The 15,276-nt window shown below is 46.6% G+C and carries 12 protein-coding genes; 7 read left to right on the plus strand and 5 right to left on the minus strand.

Translation table 11 applies throughout. From position 1 onward, the window contains the following. The first annotated feature begins 555 nt into the window (after window positions 1-555). The 5 genes from ACIDITHRIX25_RS92550 (at window position 556) to sat (ending at window position 5,487) form a co-directional block, all read left to right on the plus strand. Complete coding sequence (locus ACIDITHRIX25_RS92550) at window positions 556-2,310, plus strand: NADPH-dependent assimilatory sulfite reductase hemoprotein subunit (RefSeq protein ID WP_201732864.1); 1,755 nt, start codon at window positions 556-558, stop codon at window positions 2,308-2,310. After that, window positions 2,307-2,906, plus strand: a complete 600-nt coding sequence (locus ACIDITHRIX25_RS92555) for an NAD(P)-dependent oxidoreductase (RefSeq protein WP_052605566.1) — start codon at window positions 2,307-2,309, stop codon at window positions 2,904-2,906. The genes ACIDITHRIX25_RS92550 and ACIDITHRIX25_RS92555 overlap by 4 nt, the downstream gene beginning before the upstream one ends. Window positions 2,907-3,091: 185 nt before the next feature. Then, window positions 3,092-3,637, plus strand: a complete 546-nt coding sequence (cysC, locus tag ACIDITHRIX25_RS92560; protein ID WP_201732865.1) for an adenylyl-sulfate kinase — start codon at window positions 3,092-3,094, stop codon at window positions 3,635-3,637. Continuing rightward, the gene (locus ACIDITHRIX25_RS92565; RefSeq protein WP_052605567.1) at window positions 3,624-4,280 is read left to right on the plus strand and encodes a phosphoadenylyl-sulfate reductase; all 657 of its coding nucleotides are present in this window, start codon (window positions 3,624-3,626) and stop codon (window positions 4,278-4,280) included. Before cysC ends, ACIDITHRIX25_RS92565 begins: the two co-directional genes overlap by 14 nt. Before the next feature lie 67 nt (window positions 4,281-4,347). Beyond that, window positions 4,348-5,487, plus strand: a complete 1,140-nt coding sequence (gene sat, locus ACIDITHRIX25_RS92570; RefSeq protein WP_082058621.1) for a sulfate adenylyltransferase — start codon at window positions 4,348-4,350, stop codon at window positions 5,485-5,487. Between the two features lie 633 nt (window positions 5,488-6,120). On the opposite strand, the gene ACIDITHRIX25_RS92575 is transcribed toward sat, so the two are convergent. The 3 genes from ACIDITHRIX25_RS92575 to ACIDITHRIX25_RS92585 form a co-directional block, all read right to left on the minus strand. Further along, complete coding sequence (locus ACIDITHRIX25_RS92575) at window positions 6,121-6,726, minus strand: TetR/AcrR family transcriptional regulator (protein ID WP_201732866.1); 606 nt, start codon at window positions 6,724-6,726, stop codon at window positions 6,121-6,123. Window positions 6,727-7,282: 556 nt separating this feature from the next. After that, window positions 7,283-7,783: an SRPBCC family protein gene (locus ACIDITHRIX25_RS92580; protein ID WP_052605569.1), complete on the minus strand. Its 501-nt coding sequence runs from the start codon at window positions 7,781-7,783 to the stop codon at window positions 7,283-7,285. 547 nt (window positions 7,784-8,330) lie between these two features. Continuing rightward, window positions 8,331-8,768, minus strand: a complete 438-nt coding sequence (locus tag ACIDITHRIX25_RS92585) for a DUF1003 domain-containing protein (RefSeq protein ID WP_201732867.1) — start codon at window positions 8,766-8,768, stop codon at window positions 8,331-8,333. Between the two features lie 235 nt (window positions 8,769-9,003). On the opposite strand from ACIDITHRIX25_RS92585, the gene ACIDITHRIX25_RS92590 reads away from it, so the two are divergent. Beyond that, the gene (locus tag ACIDITHRIX25_RS92590; protein ID WP_201732868.1) at window positions 9,004-9,636 is read left to right on the plus strand and encodes an FMN-binding negative transcriptional regulator; all 633 of its coding nucleotides are present in this window, start codon (window positions 9,004-9,006) and stop codon (window positions 9,634-9,636) included. Between the two features lie 394 nt (window positions 9,637-10,030). Here the strand turns inward: ACIDITHRIX25_RS92590 and ACIDITHRIX25_RS92595 are convergent, their stop codons facing one another. Both ACIDITHRIX25_RS92595 and ACIDITHRIX25_RS92600 read right to left on the minus strand, forming a co-directional pair. Next, window positions 10,031-11,362 (minus strand): MFS transporter, encoded by a 1,332-nt coding sequence (locus ACIDITHRIX25_RS92595; protein ID WP_201732869.1) that lies wholly within the window; start codon window positions 11,360-11,362, stop codon window positions 10,031-10,033. Between the two features lie 759 nt (window positions 11,363-12,121). Beyond that, window positions 12,122-13,699 carry a peptide chain release factor 3 gene (locus tag ACIDITHRIX25_RS92600; protein ID WP_052605573.1) on the minus strand — a complete coding sequence of 526 codons (1,578 nt, stop codon included), beginning with the start codon at window positions 13,697-13,699 and terminating at the stop codon, window positions 12,122-12,124. An 848-nt stretch (window positions 13,700-14,547) separates the two neighbouring features. Between ACIDITHRIX25_RS92600 and ACIDITHRIX25_RS92605 the strand changes: the two genes are divergently transcribed. After that, window positions 14,548-15,111 (plus strand): NUDIX hydrolase, encoded by a 564-nt coding sequence (locus tag ACIDITHRIX25_RS92605; protein WP_052605575.1) that lies wholly within the window; start codon window positions 14,548-14,550, stop codon window positions 15,109-15,111. Window positions 15,112-15,276: the final 165 nt, after the last annotated feature.

Below are 15,276 nucleotides of genomic sequence, written 5' to 3' on the forward strand. Positions count from 1 at the left end.
CTCAGCCAACATCACAAGCGGCTAGACGATTCCCCAGAAATGTCCGCTTGTATCTGACTCTTAGGGAAAACCATGATAGTAGTCGACTTGGCCGAGCTATAGAGAAGCGCCTTGAATCGTAGATTCAAAAATACCGATAAGAGCGATCGAACCACCTAAAACTAAGATCCTCTACTCTTCACACCTCGCATAGGTTGAAGTACAAAACTCATATCTTGTATAGTAAGTTTGATTGCCACATCAGAGCGGCAGAAGTGACCATGGCCAGAGCTGAGCCATCTCGCGTATGAAAAACTCCGACTCAGCTGATAACTCGGGGATGTGATCCAAACCATCCACTTTGCAATCTATTAGGCCAATAGTGGTTTCCAAGCGCGACAATATGCGCATTCACCAGGATAAATCTTACGGCACAAACGCAATCAAAGCCGAAAGGACGCAGCGAAGTAATCTCGTATTATTTCATCTTGAGGAGCAATTTATTGCAAAAGGCCGTCTAATTATGACAAACCTGATTAGAATTATCGAGAATTGAAAATGCGAAAGGAAGTGTGAATGGAAACCGATATACAAAAGACAATCAAAAACATTAGTGCGGTGGAAAAGGTCAAAGAGAACTCTAACTCTCTTCGAGGCACGATCGCTTCCGAACTCGAAAACGATGACCCAAAATTCTCAAATGAAGCAAGTCAGATCTTAAAGTTCCACGGGATCTACACCCAAGATAATCGTGACTCGCGCTCAACTCGACTGAAGGCTGGACTAGAGATTGAGCATTTAGTTATGGCCCGAGTCTCAATACCTGGTGGACGCATCTCCTCAGAACAATATTTAGCACTCAACCAAATCGCCAATGATCTTGGGAACTCGACCCTTCGCCTCACCACTCGCCAGGGAATCCAATTTCACTTTGTGACAAAACAAGACGTTAGAGAACTACTTTCTCGCATCAACGAGACACTATTAACGACATGGGGTGGATGTGGTGACGTAATCAGAAATGTCACAGCATGTCCAAACGTGGAGGATCCCCGGGTGAAGACGGTCGTCGAAAGAGTCGCCAACGAGATATCAAACCGTTATAAAGCACCATCGGATGCCTATTTCGAATTTTGGATCGACGGAGAAAAAGTAGCTGAATCCATCTCAGGTGCCAAGACACAAGAGCGATCTATCTATCGGGCAAACATGCTACCTAGAAAGTTCAAGATCGGGGTGGTCTCTTCGATCGACAACTGTATCGACGTGCTCAGTCACGATCTCGGGATCGTAGTCGATAACGAAAATTCCCAAATAATAAGACTCTACGCCGGAGGCGGCCTGGGCCGAAGTGGAACCGATGAAAGCACATTTGCTCGCCTCGGTGATCTCTTGGGAGAGATTGATATTGAGAGTCTCTTCGCCTTCACAGATGCAATAATCGAGCTCCAGCGTGACCTTGGAGATCGAAACGATCGGGCCCATGCACGCCTAAAGTACCTAATTGCTCGCATTGGAGTAGACGAATTCCGCCGACTCGTAGAGGAAAAGGTAGATATCCGATTCCAGCCGGCCGAAAAAGACCTGTTCTTGGCCACAAACGATCATCTAGGGCTAACACGAAATAAGTTCAACAATAGCTATGCCCTAGGTATAAAGCTACCCTCTGGTCGAATTGCCGACACAGCCCCAATCAACCATAGGACTGCGATATCGACAATAGTACAAAGGTACCGTCCAAATCTCGCAGTAACCGCCAAAGGTGACCTTATCCTTACCGACTTAGCGTCAGAGATCGCACCAAATCTTCAAGATGATCTTGAAGCTCTAGGGGTCCCATCCCTGAAGCGGCAAAAGCCAATCTTTGTCTCTTCCTTTGCGTGTGTAGCCCTTCCCACCTGTGGATTAGCCCTCGCCGAATCCGAAAGATATCTACCGACATTCCTGGGCCAACTCCAAGATCGCCTCGAGCTCCTTGGCATCGGAGATGATGATATCGAAGTTCGAATGACTGGTTGTCCCAATGGGTGCGCTCGTCCCTACTTGGCCGAGATTGGTATAGTTGGACGGACCAAGAAAAGCTACGACATCTTTCTTGGCTCCGATCGCGAGGGTACCCGCCTAAATCAACTCTTTGCAGAGGACGTCGAAAAAGAGTCGATAGTCGACTCTCTCGCTCCGTTACTAATTGCATGGCGAGATGAACGAAAAGAGTCCGAACGCTTTGGCGACTTCATCTATCGTCTCGAGCGATCGAGACTAACTGCATATGTTCCTGCCCCAAGGCGCCAACGCATAAAGGTGTCGGCAAGCTCGAAGGAGTCGTTGTGATTATCGCTCTAGAGCTGCATTCCCGCGACGTCTATATTATAGGAAGCTCAAAACAAGCTCTAATGCGGGCTCGCGTCGCCATGGCGGAAGGTGCGATTGTTACACTTTTTAGGTACGGACAGACCACGGAATCAATCAATACCGACGAGATAGATGACGATATCATAGTTGTTGATCGCAGGCCCAAAAGACGCGAGCTACGAAAGCCCTTCTTGGTAATAGCATGTGACCGCGATAAAAAGCTAAACCGTTGGATCCATCGCCAAAGCCTCAAAAAGAGATTCCTTTTAAATACCTTGGACGAGCCAAAGACCGCCAACTTTAGCCACGTTGCCACTAGGCGACTCTTTGGCTCAGTCGACATTGCAATTTCGACGAATGGTACATCTCCAGCTTTCGGCGGAATCTTTGTCGACCATCTAAAAAGTCGAACACAAGATACAGACCAACTGGTCTACGAGCAATTTAAAACCACCCGAAAAGAGTTGAAGGAAAATGGATATTCGACCTTCGACTTCGATTGGCGAGAGTTGGACTCCACGCTAAGGTCAAAGGAAAATCCGACTTCGAAAAATCACCACCAGGTGAACCTTTGACCAACGCCGAACCTGCACTCAAATAGCAGACTAAGGTCCGCCAACAAAGAAATGATATGCTACCTAGGGCCCTAATGGGCGAGAAAAACCCGTCATAGTCTTGGAAGCTAAGAATCCAAAGCTTCAACAAAAGAGGTAATTGATGTCAAATGCACAATCGAAAAAGAAGTTACCAGGAAGATAATATGCCACAAATTCCAACACACGCGCCCGTTCTTTGGTTTACTGGCCTATCTGGCGCAGGCAAGACAACGATCGCCAGGGAGATTCACCAAGAACTGACCAATAGAGGGATCAAAGTAGAACTGCTCGATGGCGATGAGATTCGCGCCGTTCTCTCTCCAGACCTCGGTTTTTCCAGGAAAGATCGCGACTTACAGGTTCAAAGGCTTGGATATATCGCCTCGCTCTTGGCGAGAAACAGAGTGGTGGTACTCGTCTCGGCCATCTCGCCATACGAAAGCTCAAGGAACCAAGCTCTTTCAATGTGTGAACGTGGCCGCGAAATCCACGTACACGCACCCTTTGAGACCGTCCTTCAAAGAGACACAAAAGGACTCTACAAAAAGGCGTTAGCTGGTGAGATAAAAGGTCTTACTGGATACGACGACCCCTATGAAGCTCCAACCCAACCCGACCTATTCGTTCCGACTGCAGAATTAGAGCTAGATCAAGCCAAAGAGCTAGTAATGAGATTTTTAGAGAAAGAGCTCGCCGATGCTGGAATCTAACTTCCAAGAAACTAAAGAGATCCTGAGATCCGCCATAAAAGACCACATCGACCTAAAGATAACCACCGGTCTAAATATCGCTGGCACCGTACTAATTGACCTTGCCGTCTCACAAGGGTTCGACGGTGACGTCGTCTTTGTTGATACAAATTACCATTTTAGTGAAACTCTTTCATTCTTCGCCTACCTCAAATCTCGATACCAGAGTGCTAACTTCATCACACTAAAGCCAAAAGCTCCCTTCGAAGACGGCTATTTGATTGATCCAGTCGCGTGCTGTAGTCAAAACAAGGTAGAGCCGCTTGAGGACTTTCTCGCGGCCACCATGCCAAGCGCCATCCTAAATGGAAGGACTCGCGAAAGCGCCTCAACACGAAATACTCTGGGTGCACTTGAAGATGGCAATCCCATCAGGCTAAACCCGTTATATCGATGGGAGCGAAAAGACCTAGAATCCTATGCCAAGAGTTACGATCTCAGACTTCACCCTCTCTATTCCCAAGGCTATCTATCAATGGGGTGCTGGCCATGTACCGCAGCTGTCAAGGCAGGCGAGGACATACGTGCTGGCAGATTCGTTGGCCAAGGTCGCACTGAATGTGGAATTTGGACTAAGACAAAGCCGCCCGCTCAAGAAGCCTAATTGTATCAAATACGACTCCAAATACCACGACACAACCGTCTAAGGTTACTAATGAAAGAGACAAGACGTGAGTTTTAATCCAAGCGACCCAATCGCCCCGCCACATGGCGGAGAACTAATCCACTTTGAGATTACCGCGCCATTTAAGGTAGATAAATTCATCGATATCGAACTTTCGCCAAGACAAAGAGCCGACCTTGAGATGATATTCGTTGGTGCTTACTCTCCCCTTTCTTCCTTTCTCGGACGAGATGACTACCACTGTGTTCTGGATTCGATGAAATTAAGTGATGGGACACTTTGGCCACTTCCAATCACCTTTGTTGTCTCCTCAGGGGAACTAGCTACCGGAACCGCCGCAGCAAAACTACACATTCAGAGTGTTCACGTGGCTACGATGATTATTAGAGAGCGTTTCCCAGTAGAACTCCATCAAGAAGCGCAGAGTGTCTACGGTACCACCGATAGCGCACACCCTGGAGTGGCTACTCTCATCAACGAAGGGGACATTGCCATTGCTGGGGAACTCTTTTTTCATCAACCCGTACGAGACTTTCGTGGTAGCGAATATCTAACGCCAACTGAGACCCGCAGTTACTTTCATGAACAAAGATGGAACTCCGTCGTCGCCTTCCAAACTAGAAACCCGATCCATAGGGCGCATGAATACCTCCACAAAGTAGCTCTGGAGTTGGTCGATGGCCTCTTTATTAATCCGTTAGTCGGCCATACCAAAGATGACGACGTACCTTCTGAAGTTCGAATGGAAGCTTATCGAACTCTCTTAGATAACTATTACCCGAGGGATCGAGTACTCCTTGGAGTTTATCCAGCAGCGATGCGATATGCAGGACCTAAGGAGGCGATCCTTCATGCCCTCTCCCGTAAAAACTACGGATGTACCCACTTTATCGTTGGCCGAGATCATGCGGGGGTTGGAGACTACTATGGCACCTACGCAGCCCAAGAGATCTTTAGCACCTTAGATCCATCTCAATTGGGAATCGAGATAATGAAGTTCGAACATAGTTTCTTTTGCCTTGTCTGCGAACAAGTGGTCTCTAAAAGAACCTGTCCCCATCCAAAATCAAGCCATTTGATACTCTCAGGCACCAAGGTCAGAGAACTGCTCAGCAGAGGAGTGGCACTACCTTCCCAGTACTCTCGACCCGAAGTCGCATCAGTCCTAGCCGCGGCTTATCTTTAATAAGAAAAAAGACAGACCGCCATGTTGTAGACTCACAATCAAAGATCGATAAATCATGGTATTTGGTCAACCTTCATAACCCAACCTAAACCAACGAGACTACCGAGAAAATTTCGGTCTGACATTTGAATTCACCGTCGTACCTAGCATGTTTACTAGGTACGACTTATTTTCTCGACTAATGCTCGTGGGGCTAAGGACGGAAAGATAAAATCACTACCATTCCAAGGGCTCTCGGCTAGGCACACAAGATACCACTTTGGCTGTATACACATCTGAATAGGCAAAGACTGGAAACGCGTGACCACAATGGCCCCAACACGTTTGAATTAGTGGTCCCACTCAATTTTCGGGCTATCTAACATAGCCGCGAATCAAGCAACACTCTCGTAAGGGAGCATCAGGTCATTTGGACCGCATGAAACCATCACCAATGCAGGTGTTTATTTTGCCCACTAAAGACCATAGCTTCTAGCAATGCACCGGAGATTCCCAAAGGCGTTTCCATCTAGGATCAACTAAAGCCAAATCTTGGATAAATTGAAAGCTCCTCCGCAACCAAGCGTCCAGCGATCAGTCCCATCCACTCCGCTCATGCCAAGGCAGGTCAGTTTTTTCTCGTAGGCCAGGCATCTAGTGGTCCTTCAATGCGCCAAAAAATTCACCATAGCAACTTAGCGCTTCATCTAGCACCAGGGGCTCGGGCTTTGGATGGTGAAGACACGCATCAACAATTAAACCTTGAGTGAAAGCCTCTAGAGCAAGTAACTTGGATGCGCTCAAAGGGAGGCCAACAGCCTCAAGAACCTTACCAAGTGCCTCTCGCATCTCACGTCTGTGAATATTGACCAATTCAAAGAGATTCGGGCGATTAGTAGCCGCCAAAAAGACCTCGAGACGAGCCCGTTGTCGCAAAATTCCCTCTTGGGTTGTAGAAGTTAAAGACAAGAGATCGCGAAATATAGCCAACGCTCCCTGCCCGTCGGAAGGATAGAGGGAAGCCTTTTCGTGTACCATGCGAATTGAGATGATATCCACCTCGCAAACTCTCACAAAGATCGCGGCCTCTAGTGCTTGGCGAGTCCTGTAATAATTTGAGGTTGATCCCTCTGGTAATCCTAAGAGTTGATCAACCGCCCTATGAGTCAACCATCGTGAGCCATGGCTACCTAAGACCGTGATAGCACCGTCAACAATAACCAGACGACGTCCATCTATTACAGAGCTTGCAAATTCCACCAGACCACCCCGTCAAGTAGTGATTCGTTCAAGGCTAAAAATCATCGGGACAGCTACACATGCGGAAAAAGTTGAGAAGTCAAAAAAACATGAGAAGTCAGTTTAATTTTCATCCAAACGTTCAAGATCAGTAACTTGCCCTGCCCAAAGAGAGCGAACTTAACTAAAGCTTAGTGCCAATCTGGCCAAAGGTTTCCATAATCAGGGAATGCCGCTTCGCCTTTTCCGGGAATCCTCCAATCAAAACCGGGCTAAGTTCCCATTAACATATTTTCAAAAATCGAATTATGTAAATAAAGCCACCTAACCAAGGCCAAAACAATAGCCCCCTAGGAACGCCGTAGCCTATTGAATAACCATTATATGGAATAAAATAATTCGCCAGCCGAAGGAAAATTATGTAGAGCTTCCTCAGAATCCTACCCGCCCACCACTGGCTGAATGAGGCTCGAACTGATTCAAGGCTATCCGTCTGCGAACTCATCCAGATGAAATAAATCAGTAACTCGATCTAAGCAATTGAGTTGTCCAATAGATGTATCTTACCTACAAATCCCTATACACTGAGGTTTTCGACAACCCAACTATCACCCACCACTTCATCTAGGCACTCAAATGCATTAGCCACAAAGCTCATAAATGATACGTTGGCTATGCGATCACGAACCTCGATCGAAGGATACCTCGAGATACCAGTAAGATAAGTGCCACCATCCATGGAGTCAAAAATCAATGTTTCTAAGGTCTCTTCCCCACTCTTTACGTCCAATTCGCGTGTAAAAACCAAACAACGCGGCGGCTGAAACTCTAAGATCTCTCCCGATGCTTGGCGAAGAATGCCACTGGGGTCGCTATAGGCAATGTCGTAACGACCCCCAACCGAAAGATCGATATTAAAAAGAGCCACCTTGTAGCCGATGGTATCTCCCCATATCTCTATATAAGACGGATCGGTTAGAGCCAAAAAAGCGTGGGCGGGTGCAACTTTCAAGAAGTTATGGTAGATAACTATCGGAACATCAACTGGGGAGTTTATTTGAAGTCTGCGTTGGTACATGAGCCTTTTCCAATCCTTTATAATTGAGCGATTACATAAAATAAATCAGTTCGATAAAAGGGTAAAAGCCTATGTTTACGGGTCTTGTAAGACCGAGTCCCAGTTGCCACAGCCCGCTGCAAAACGTGCCCACTAAGTAAGCTAGGCACCGCGGAACCATTGAAGTGGTGCCGTTTCGTCCATTCGATAGGCAATCTATCCGCAATCTTACGTGAAAACTGCATAGATTGATTTGTAAAATGAATTTCGATTATATGAGATAGCGATACAATTTTATTTGACCTGTGCATATTGAGATCCTTACGTTACTCAACAAAGTAACTATCTCATTTTTATTCAACAAAGTCAAGAGCACCAAGTTAAATATTACCTATCTCCCCAGGTAGGCCAAACATTCCAGATCAGAAAAGTCTCCAACAGATATGAATTGAGACCAATCACAGAGACAGACAACCTAAAATAGAAACAAATTATCTAGCATTGTACTTATGATTGGATTCATACGATAGCACCCCAACCGCAGGCTCGAGGACACGCATGAAGTAGATCAATTTGTGGGCGAGGAGCCATTGAGTTCAATTCTTTTGATCAAATCTTTGATCGTCTGGTCTTGAGCGTCGAGGTGTCGATGCAGCTCTAAACATTCATGCAATATCATCTCGGCATCGTTATAGGTTTGTTCAGCCCTTCGATCTGATGCCGCACTTTGTAGGTTCTGTCCTACCATAATGATAGACAATAAGACCAGCTGCAAAAAGGTCTGAGCGACCCACGCTACGATAGCTTGAATCCCAGTTCGCATTGCAGATGGAAGGCTCAGGAGATCAAAGAGGCCAAAGGCGTAGGCACACCACATCGAACCCACAATCTTGGTAATCCACATGGCCAATTTACCGTTGAAGCCAACCGCATTATCGGAGACTTTTACGGGCTTGGTATTCTTTCGGTCGACTAAGCGAGGATGTGCAACATGGTTGTAATTCATGGAAATATGATAGCGCTCCGTCGGAGCGCGAAGATTGTCCGAACTTAGTTAATCGTCGAGCATTACAAGCCAACTCACAACTACTCGGCATGCTAGAGGAGATGCCAAACAAGTGGAAGGCGAAAAATAGCCATAGTATTAGAACCGATACTAAGTCGAAATATAAAACTCTGGTTTGCCATCGGCTATTGTTACTTAGACAACAAGCAAGACTTCGCATTCGAAGGAAGACCAGATGTATACACCAAAAGAATTCAAACAGGATAATGGAGATCTCATCTTCGAATTAATAGATTTATTTCCACTTGGGCTCCTGATCACAACCTCGGAATCAAAAGTTTCACTCAGTCACCTCCCCTTTCTTTTTGAACGCGAATACGCTCAACAGGGAAGGCTACTGGGCCATTTCGCTAAAGCAAATCCACAATGGCGAGAGCTAGAAGATATCGATGAGGCAATAGTTGTCTTTAGTGGACCGAATTCCTATGTCTCGCCATCCTGGTACCACCTCGAGAGCGTTCCAACCTGGAACTACTCGGTAGTGCACATCTATGGCAAACCCACCATAATTCACGACCGAGGCGAAAAACGCGCAGTCCTGGATAAGCTTACCGATCGCCATGAGTCCTCATCAATAGAGCCATGGCGAAGTGACTTCGATTCACCGACACAATCAAAGATGCTAGAGGCCGTGGTCGCCTTTGAGATTGTGGTGACCAAAGTTGAAGCCAAGTTCAAACTCAGTCAAAATAAAGACGAAATCGATCAATTAAATGTCATCAACCATCTCGCGGCCTCCCCTTCGACTCGTTCGCAAGAGACCTCACTCCTGATGAAAAAGGCTCTGCCATTTAGCGTCCCGGAATAATCCCTAAACTTCAGACCAAATCTACACCCAAGATCAGGACCGACAACCTTGCAAGGCAATATAGCGCCTCAAGGCCCGATCGAAAGGTACCAGATCAAATCGTCTTATCCAACCAAAATGGATCCATAAGTCTTTTATTTGGCTCAACCGCTCTTGCTTTGGCACCTAAGTTTCGCCAAAAGTAACTTTGGTCGGCATCTTCAAATCGACATCGTCAACATGTCCAAGACCACCGATGTTCATCGCCAAAGCTCACCATTTTCGGTTCTCCAACAGAAATGGACTTAATATTTACCGAATAACACAAACGCCACAGGTGGCCACCAGATCGATCTATGGTCCATTGAACGGAGACGATTACCATCTTGCACAGGAATCGACTTAGGAAATCGACCTAAGACTCGTTAGCGAAGTCGATTGGAACCCGTTTAAAACGAAAATAGAGCGAGATATCGTAGATTACCTTTAGCCCTCCAGCCGCAACGAACGGTATGCCACTCAGCGAAACCGACAGCATCAAACCCGCCAATATTGGGGTAACTCCCGTTCCAAAACTTCGGGCTCCATTGGTCCATGCCGCTAGATATCCTCGATCATCGGGCGAGACCATCGCCATTGAATAAGCTGCTCGCGTCGGGACATCCATCTGAGAGAGCATATGCCTCGCCAAAAGCATCGCCACTGCAAGTGTGGCATTTGGCATAAAGGGAACCAATATCAGGAGGATGTTCGATGGTAAATGAGTAAAGACCATCGTATTCAAAAGACCGATCTTGGAGGCCACCTTAGCGGCGGCGAGCGACGAGAGCGCTGAAAGCATATTGGTACCAAAAAAGATCAACCCTAACTGAGTTAAATCCGTATGGAAATTTACTCGAAACCAATAGACGATCAAAGATTGTACGACTAACCCTGCCGCAAAAGAATCCAAGGCAAAAAGAGCCGAGAGTTGATAGACCAGCGTCCTTACGCTTTTTTGTGGCCGATATCCACTTTTTTCATCGATGGGCTTTTCGTGCTTTTGCTCTACGACATCGTCAACAAGAAAATAGATAACCAGCTGGATTACCCCGGCAAACGCATAGGCGATGGCCACCCAAATGAAAGTGTTCTTTTGGCCCGAGCCAACCGAACCAATTCCCACTAGCGCAGCGAGTAAGGCTCCCAGCGCCACTGCACCATATCCAACAAGATTGAACCATGCGTAGATCTTCGTTCGATTGTGACCCGCGAATAGCTTTGCAAGCATGGCTTGCTCCACACCCTGATAGATTCCTATCTCTTTACCAGTTGGCGATACGCTGCCAAAGACCATTATCAAACATAAGAGATATATATCCTGAGTAAAGGCCAAAAAAGGAGTGACTACCGCCCAAAGAAGACTGCTGACGATGAGAATTCGCTTACGTCCAATGACATCGATATAACGCCCTAAGAGTAGCGTTATCAATGCCGAACCAATCAATGCAGCACTATACAAAACACCGATCGAAAAGATAGAAAGCCCTTTACTCTGCCAATAAAATGGCAGAGCAATTGAGATGAATCCAAATGCCACTTCGCGTACGGTACGAGCGCCAAGGAGGGCGATCGCGGTTTTTTGTGGGTTACTTGCTCCGATAGTACTAATGACACTTCCATTCGCTTGCTTTGTCCAAACAAGGCTAGCTGTTTCAAGTTGAAGATTTTGACACCATTTGGGAAATACAAAGTTAACTCTTGGCATGAAAACGGGCCAAATCAGATTCCAATTGATCCATAAACTGCCAATCAGAGAGCAAAAACAGATAAATGAATTCGGCATTCTACGTCGGACAGCTTTGTGAGCCATATACCATTGTCGCCATCAAAGCCAACCCACTTGGTAGGCCGCTCCATAAAATCAGCCATCAAAAGGATCGCATCTGAAAATCTCACTTAACAAAACCGTACCGATAGTCCTTCGTTTGACTCGTATTCGAGAGGACAATCACCCGGCTTAAGTGTCGACTATCGCTATGGGCACTCGAAAAGGGGCTCAGCCAACGAAAATTAGTACAAGAAAAACTTCCCGATCATCGTAATGAGCAAACGATATTTATATTGCAACTGCTGCCTTTGCGGAAAAGAACAAGTTCAAATAAGCCGTAAAAGGCGCCACACGAGCGACTCTCTTGAACCTATCTCTCACTCTCGGAGTCATCGATCAAACCGCACATCAAGCGAAAAACTACGACGCCCAGAGATGATAACCGCGTCAACCGTAAAATTCAAAAACCCTAAATCAACTAAATCCAAAGGCCGCATCTTTATGATCTTAGATTGTTGCCAGATAGCCAAATCAGAAAGTTGCTTTATCATTTCTCGGTGATTGATCCGACAAAGACCACAATTCTCTGACGAACTTCGTTTTAATCAAAACAGGTCGCTCTTTTAATCAGCGCCCTTTGGCATCCATCAAAAGACTATCTTGACTTAGCCATTTGAACTATTTGAAATGGCACTCTCATGCGATAAGGTCGTCGAGTTTCCACGTAGGATGATCATTCTGGAGCCGCGCAAGCCAGTAGGGACTTTCAAAGAGTGCTAAAAGGGTGCCATCGCGCCGAACTCTCACACGAACACCGCCAAGTCCTCCGAGTTCACTGGCCGTTGCTTGGTCAGTTCGCCGAGCGACCTTGTGGGAGGTGCGAGTCAGTTCGACTTCAGCACCAAATTCGAAATGCATACGATGAGAAAAGACGTCGAATTGCATCTCACCAATTGCGGCAACCATAGGCGTGGGATCTCCAGAAGGATCAAAGAGGACCTGTACCACTCCCTCCTTTTCAAGTTGCTCGATGCCCTTTCTAAATTGTTTAAAGCGTCCAGTGTCGCGCGCCCTAGCTAGCGCAAAAAGCTCAGGCACAAAAGTCGGAATAGGTGGAAATTCAACTCGATCACCCACATAGAGCGTGTCACCAATCCGCAATTCGTTGGAGTTTACTAGCCCTACTACATCTCCCGGAAATGCCTCTTCGACGGTGTCACGGTCCGATCCAAAGACCGAGGTCGCATACTTGGTAGAAAGTATACGACCGCTTTCCGCATGGGTAACTCCCATTCCACGTTGAAATTTACCGGAACAGACGCGCACGAAGGCCAAATGATCTCTGTGAGATGGGTCCATATTCGCCTGAATCTTAAAGACAAATCCCGAAAACTCACTCTCTATTGGCCGCAAATTCCCATCTAGATCATGTCGATCACTCGGAGCGGGAGCTAGATCCACAATTGCATCCAAAAGGTGACGGACTCCGAAATTAGTAAGCGCCGATCCCACAAATACAGGACTAGATTGACCGGCCAAGAAAGACTTCTTATCGTAGGTCGCCCCTACTTCGTCAAGCAATGACACGCCGTCTACCGCCTGCTTCCAATTTTCACCTTCCTGGTGGCTTGCGGCCGTTGGATCAATCTCTTCTTCTAGAGCCTCCTGGGCACCATGAGCAGTTCGAGAAAATCTGATAAAGTTGCCACTTCTACGATCGATCACACCTCGGAAATCCCCTGGAATACCAACAGGCCAAGTAATCGGCGTAGGTCGAACCCCGATCTTTGATTCGATCTGATCCAAAACCTCAAGTGGATCGAGCCCGGGCCGATCTAGTTTGTTCAAAAAGGTGATTATTGGCACCTCCCGTGTTCGACAAACTTCAAAGAGCTTGAGAGTCTGAGGTTCAATCCCTTTGGCGACATCTAAAACCATCACTGCGGCATCGACTGCAGAAAGTACTCGATAGGTATCTTCAGAGAAGTCACGGTGTCCAGGAGTATCCAAAAGATTAATAACGTGATCGCGATAGCTAAATTGCAAGACAGTAGAGGTAATTGAAATCCCTCGCTGTTGCTCCATGGCCATCCAGTCAGAGACCGCTGCTCGCCCACCAGAGCGAGCTTTTACTGCCCCCGCTTGAGATATCTGCCCCGAATAAAGGAGAAACTTTTCCGTCAGCGTAGTTTTGCCAGCGTCAGGGTGGCTAATAATAGCAAAGGTACGTCGACGTTGCGACGCTTGAACAATTAGGTCTTCAGGCGTACCCAAAACGCACTCCTATCAAAAAAATTACATGAAAATCCGCACACGACAACCATGCGCTAGACGAGGGTTTAATAAGCTTCAACCACTACATGCCAAAAAATGAACAGCACTAAGAGATGGTCAAAGCGATACTTGCCCATCCAAGTCTGCCACAAAAGTAACCCCAGACAGATAGTGGTGGAATCATCTCTAATTGTCGCTTCCTTATTAGGCGTTGACCAATTGATAAAATATTGACCAATTGCCCAACCTATCGGGCAAACGACCCATGAAACCTATCTTTTACATTGAACAGAGATTCTAGTGGTCGCACCAGACAACAGATCATACGATCAGAGTGCTACACGTCAATTGATTTGGAATTTTCCTGAAGCTCCGAAATGCATCTAAACGAGGCGGATATTCACAAGTCCACCTTATTGAAGCTATAAAACAAAGACGACGATCTTTCGAATCAAAGAGGCGATCAAAACAGCCACTTGGAGTCCATCCATCCATTTCACCAAGGGCCATAAAAATCAGATAGCCTCCGGGTAATTCCAACAATTCATCGGCCAAATAGCCCTATCGGCCAATATTGATAAGGATCCACAGGAAGATGGTTTTGCTCACCTCGCAGTTTTCATCCTAAATCTTTTCAATGGCTGCTTGCAGTAAAAGCTCCTAATGAATTAGTAAAATGCATTAGCAAACCGTGGATTTTCAAAGACATATCCTCGAATTCAGCCTCTCATGATAGCTAGCCATATTGTTGTAGCATAATGAGGATCCATCAACCGAGTTTGCACTCTGAACTATTAGCCGCCGTAGAGACCCGTAAAAGGTTTCAAAACAAAAGGAGATCGCCAGCAATGCCCTGGTATGAAATTTGGCTCCAATCTATCGTCGACTTTGAGCCCATTACCAACCAAGAGAAAAACGCCCAGCACATAATCCTAGAAGAAGCCGAAAAGCGACGAAATATCTTTGATCGCTACGCCGATCCGCGCCATTGCACGGCATCGGCGATAATAATTGGCCCCAGAGGCATAATTTTGCATCGGCACAAAAAACTCCAAAAATGGATTCAGCCGGGCGGCCACATCGATAACGGCGAGAGTCCTTGGGATTGCGTCATCCGAGAGGCAAAAGAGGAGACTGGACTGACAGTGATCCATCCATCAAACGGCCCACTGCTCTTCAATCTCTCCTGCCACGATGCTTTTGATCATTACCATTTGGACATCAGGTATCTCCTTCTGGGTCAAGACACCGAACCGACTCCTCCTCCTGGTGAGAGTCAAGAGGTTGAGTGGTTCCAATTCGAAGATGCCCTCAAGATTGCGGACGAAGTGATACCCGACGTTATCTTTCGCATCACGCAATCGGGGCTAGCCAACTACCTAACCCAATTTGACTCAGATGGCCAAAGATAAGATCAAAGCGACCCTCGCTGCACCAAAAGGTACAACTTCTAAAGCTTTAAAGATCAATTACCTCGCTGGATAAAATCCTCACCGTCAATCTTGGACCGGGCATTAATCTCGGACAACTTTCCAGCGCTATCAATACCCCTTATAGGAGTCGAAAAGGCTAGATAA

The sequence above is a fragment of the Acidithrix sp. C25 genome (genome assembly GCF_904848545.2).

Coding starts and splice junctions, on each gene's coding strand:
- ACIDITHRIX25_RS92550 (WP_201732864.1), top strand. CDS start 556: ATGGAAACCGATATACAAAAGACAATCAAAAACATTAGTGCGGTGGAA.
- cysC (WP_201732865.1), top strand. CDS start 3,092: ATGCCACAAATTCCAACACACGCGCCCGTTCTTTGGTTTACTGGCCTA.
- ACIDITHRIX25_RS92565 (WP_052605567.1), top strand. CDS start 3,624: ATGCTGGAATCTAACTTCCAAGAAACTAAAGAGATCCTGAGATCCGCC.
- ACIDITHRIX25_RS92580 (WP_052605569.1), bottom strand. CDS start 7,783: ATGTACCAACGCAGACTTCAAATAAACTCCCCAGTTGATGTTCCGATA.
- ACIDITHRIX25_RS92585 (WP_201732867.1), bottom strand. CDS start 8,768: ATGAATTACAACCATGTTGCACATCCTCGCTTAGTCGACCGAAAGAAT.
- ACIDITHRIX25_RS92590 (WP_201732868.1), top strand. CDS start 9,004: ATGTATACACCAAAAGAATTCAAACAGGATAATGGAGATCTCATCTTC.
- ACIDITHRIX25_RS92595 (WP_201732869.1), bottom strand. CDS start 11,362: ATGCCAAGAGTTAACTTTGTATTTCCCAAATGGTGTCAAAATCTTCAA.
- ACIDITHRIX25_RS92605 (WP_052605575.1), top strand. CDS start 14,548: ATGCCCTGGTATGAAATTTGGCTCCAATCTATCGTCGACTTTGAGCCC.